This window comes from Aquiluna sp. (assembly GCF_965064355.1).
Genome location: NZ_CBCHRQ010000087.1, coordinates 1 through 4,309 on the forward strand (window position 1 = coordinate 1; position 4,309 = coordinate 4,309).

Consider the following 4,309-nt stretch of genomic DNA (forward strand, 5'->3'; position numbering starts at 1 on the left):
TTCATCATCCGGTGGCTGCTGCCCGGTCTGTAAATAGATCAGACGATGCGGAGTCCAAAGCCGCTGAAAGTCATCTTGCATCGACGACATTGATTCGAGAAAGTCGCTCATCAGACCTGCGTCTTAGATTCAATTGAGTCCAGGATCAGTCCAAGAGCTTGCTCTTTTGAAAGATCATTCTCCTGAGATCCGTCGCGGTAGCGGAAGCTGAAAGTTCCATTCTCAGCATCGCGGCCACCGGCCAGCAGGATAAATGGCACCTTCGCCAGAGTGTGGTCTCGGATCTTCTTCTGCATGCGGTTGTCTGAACGATCAACCTCCGCTCGAACACCTAGGGAGCGAAGCTGCTGAACAAACTCGTCTAGATAATCAGCAAACTCATCCGCAACTGGAACTCCGACCACCTGCACCGGGGCTAGCCACGGTGGGAAGTGCCCGGCATAGTGCTCGGTCAGCACACCGAAGAATCGCTCGATTGAACCAAAAAGAGCGCGGTGAATCATGATCGGGCGGTGACGATCTCCGTCCGCTCCCACATACTCAAGATCAAATCGCTCTGGCAGATTGAAGTCCAACTGAATGGTTGACATCTGCCAGGTGCGGCCAATTGCGTCACGTGCCTGAACTGAAATCTTGGGGCCGTAGAAGGCTGCTCCACCAGGATCTGGAACCAATGTGAGTCCAGATTTTTCAGCCACCTGTGAAAGGGTTGAAGTGGCTCTGTCCCAAAGCTCATCAGGCCCAACAAACTTAGGGTTCTCTGGGTCTCTGGTTGAAAGCTCGAGATAGAAATCATTCAAACCGTAGTCACGCAGCAGCCCTAGAACAAAATCAAGCACCTTCGTGAGTTCAGTTTCGAGCTGCTCATTGGTTACGAATAGGTGAGCGTCGTCTTGAGTCATTCCTCGAACTCGAGTCAGACCGTGAAGTACACCTGACTTTTCGTAGCGATAAACCGAACCAAACTCAAACATTCTCAGCGGAAGCTCTCGGTAGCTCCTAGATCTTGAGCGGAAGATAAGAATGTGGAACGGGCAGTTCATGGGCTTTAGGTAGTAGTCCTGGCCCTGCTTGCGCAGAACCCCGTCCTCGCCATACTCGGCATCTAACTTCATAGCTGGGAACATGCCATCGGCATACCACTGCAGGTGCCCCGAGGTTTCGAAGAGGTTGCTCTTAGTGATGTGCGGGGAGTAAACGAACTCGTAGCCTGCCTCTTCATGGCGCTTGCGGCTGTAGTCCTCCATCACGCGTCGGATAACACCACCCTTTGGGTGGAATACCGCAAGTCCCGAGCCAATCTCATCTGGGAAGCTGAATAGATCGAGCTCAACTCCGAGCTTTCGGTGATCACGACGAGCCGCTTCCTCTAGGCGCTCTAGGTGCGCATCGTGCTGTTCCTGAGTCGTCCATGCGGTTCCGTAAATACGTTGCAGCTGCTTATTGTTCTCGTTGCCGCGCCAGTAGGCGGCCGCAGAGCGAGTAAGCGAGAATCCCTTGCCGATTGTTCTGGTGTTTGGCAGATGAGGTCCGCGGCAAAGGTCACGCCAGGCAACCGTGCCGTCAGGATTGATGTTCTCGTAAACGGAAAGCCCACCCTCGCCAACCTCTGCAGATCCTTCACCAACATCCGAGCTCTTAAGTCCAATTAGCTCTAGCTTGTAAGGCTCGTCCTTCATCAGCAGCTTTGCTTCATCGTCAGAGACTTCACGGCGAACAAAGCGCTGTGACTTACCAACGAGTTCCTTCATGCGCTTTTCGATGCGCTTGAGATCCTCTGGCTTGAAAGCCTCAACAACGTCAAAGTCGAAGTAGAAACCATCTTTGATTGGTGGACCGATACCAAGGGTTGCGGGATCGAAAATCTCCTGGACAGCCTGAGCCATCACGTGGGCGGTGGAGTGGCGCAGAATCGACAGTCCCTCATCGGAGGATATATCAATACCTTCAACAACATCAGACTCTTTTAGCTTGTAGCTGAGATCTCTTAGTTCGCCGTTCACCCTAAGGGCGATGATGGAGCGATCCTCGAATAGTCCAAAGCCATCCGCTCCCTCACTTACCTGGTGAGTTTTGCCTGCAAGTTCGATGTTCACACTCGCTCCTAACTCGGCAAGTCTAATCGCTATAGGTCAGGCGTGCCTTACTAGACAGCTAGTCAAATTTGCCGTTGAATGCAAATCATGGAAGCAGCTACTCGCGCATTAGAAAAGAAACTCAACTGGCTTAGAGCCGCTGTGTTAGGCGCAAATGACGGCATCGTGTCTATCGCCGGTGTTGTCATCGGCGTTGCCAGTGCAGGTGCGGATAAGGGAAACATTCTGCTTGCCGGTGTCGCAGCGGTAGTTGCCGGAGCAATTTCAATGGGTGGCGGTGAGTACACCTCGGTTAGCGCTTCGCGCGACGCAGAAATTGCGCACGGTAAGAACCTCAAGAACACCAGCGCTCGTCCTTGGGCCGCCGCCTTTAGCTCGTTCGTAGCATTTACGGCAGGAGCCGTGTTGCCATTACTTGCAATCCTTGGCCCATGGGATCAATACCGAGTTGAAGTTACTGCAGCAGCAGTTGTCATAGCCCTTGCGATCACAGGCTTCTGGGCAGCGAAGGTTGGAAACTCCCCCGTTGGTAAAAGCGTGTTGAGAAACGTTCTGGTTTCGATTGTGACCGTTGGGCTTTCTTACCTAATAGGCACGATTCTGGGTGTAACTGTTCTCTAGGTAAGTTACCCTTTTACAGTGTCAAACTCAGAGCATTACGACCTAGCCCTAGTTGGTGGCGGCATCATGTCCGCAACCCTTGGCGTATTGATCAAGCTCGTCAATCCCAAAGCCAAGATTGTGCTGTTTGAAAGACTCGACAAGGTCGCCCTTGAAAGCTCTAACCCTTGGAACAACGCTGGAACCGGTCACGCAGCTCTTTGTGAACTCAACTACATGCCGGACAGTAAAGACGGATCTCTGCCTGATCCCACTAAGGCAATCGACATTAACGAGCAATTCCAGGTTTCTAGGCAGTTCTGGGCATCACTTGTGGAGCAGGGCATTCTTTCCGCACCAGAGACGTTTATCCGCACCGTTCCACACATGACCTTCGTGCGCGGCGACAAAGATGCCGACTACCTAGCCAGACGCTTTGAAGCGCTCAAGACGCAGCCGCTATTTGCAGGGATTCAATTCAGCAAAGACCCGAAGCAGATTGCAAAGTGGTCGCCGCTGATCATTGAAGGTAGGGCCCAGGAGTCAATTGCCGCCACCTACATCGACCAGGGAACCGATGTCGACTATGGCGCAATAACTCAGCAACTAATCCGCTGGCTCAGTAAAAAGAGCGTGAAGGTCGAGACCGGCGTCGAAGTCAAGAACCTTTACCAATACCAAGATGGCTCATGGCAGCTCTCTCTTGGGGGCGAGAACTATCAAAGACTTGTCCGCGCGGACAAAGTATTTGTTGGCGCAGGTGGCTGGGCGCTGAAGCTATTGCAGCGCGCCGGTATACCTGAGATTGATGGGTATGGCACATTCCCAGTGTCTGGGCATTTTCTTCGCACAGATAATCCTGAGATTGTCGCAAAGCACCAGGCCAAGGTTTACAGCCAAGCTCAGGTAGGCGCTCCCCCAATGTCTGTTCCACACCTCGACACCAGAGTGGTGGATGGCAAAACTTCACTGCTGTTTGGCCCATTCGCTGGCATAAACCCAAAGTTCCTAAAGTACGGTTCGATCTTGGATCTGCCCTTTTCGCTCAGACCTAAAAACCTCATTCCATACCTCAGCGTTGCACTCAAGAATTTTGACCTGGTCACCTACCTCATCAAGGAAGTTACAAAGTCCCGAAACCAGAAAATAGAAGGCCTTCGCGAATTTGTGCCGGGAGCTAAGGCTGAAGATTGGGTTCTTTACGAAGCTGGACAACGTGCTCAGGTGATAAAGCCTTCCAAAGGTGGCGGCACCTTGCAGTTCGGCACAGAGGTTATTGCAGCCAAGGACGGCAGCATCGCCGGGCTGCTTGGAGCTTCCCCTGGCGCATCGGTCGCAGTCTCAGTAATGCTCGATGTAATCGAAAGAATGTATCCGCAGGAGTCGAACGGCTGGTTTGAAGCTTTGAAGAAGGCGATTCCTGGACTAGGTAAAAAGCTAAATGCCGATCCCAAGCTAGCAAAGAATATACTTGCTGACACCGCGAGGGTGCTCAAGCTCAAAGCCTAAAGATCAGTTAAATGCAAAGCGGGGGTGGTCACCCACCCCCGCTTTGTCACTTACTACTTGATGATTGTGATTCGCCCGTCAGTCTTCATAACGGTGACCTTACC

Annotated in this window: 3 protein-coding genes; 2 read left to right on the forward strand and 1 reads right to left on the reverse strand. The window is 52.3% G+C overall.

Translation table 11 applies throughout. The features are described 5' to 3' along the window. Positions 1-110 precede the first annotated feature (110 nt). Positions 111-2,096 (reverse strand): threonine--tRNA ligase, encoded by a 1,986-nt coding sequence (gene thrS / locus AC128V_RS06630; RefSeq protein ID WP_482763887.1) that lies wholly within the window; start codon positions 2,094-2,096, stop codon positions 111-113. Between the two features lie 78 nt (positions 2,097-2,174). Between thrS and AC128V_RS06635 the strand changes: the two genes are divergently transcribed. Together AC128V_RS06635 and mqo are read left to right on the forward strand one after the other, a co-directional pair. Beyond that, a complete protein-coding gene (locus AC128V_RS06635) occupies positions 2,175-2,717 on the forward strand; it encodes a VIT1/CCC1 transporter family protein (RefSeq protein WP_482763888.1) in 543 nt (180 codons plus the stop codon). Positions 2,718-2,735: 18 nt separating this feature from the next. Beyond that, positions 2,736-4,205, forward strand: a complete 1,470-nt coding sequence (gene mqo / locus AC128V_RS06640) for a malate dehydrogenase (quinone) (protein ID WP_482763889.1) — start codon at positions 2,736-2,738, stop codon at positions 4,203-4,205. Positions 4,206-4,309 lie beyond the last annotated feature (104 nt).

What these genes read in the sequence shown, in the direction of transcription:
- AC128V_RS06635 (WP_482763888.1), top strand. Translation starts at nt 2,175, where the DNA reads ATGCAAATCATGGAAGCAGCTACTCGCGCATTAGAAAAGAAACTCAAC.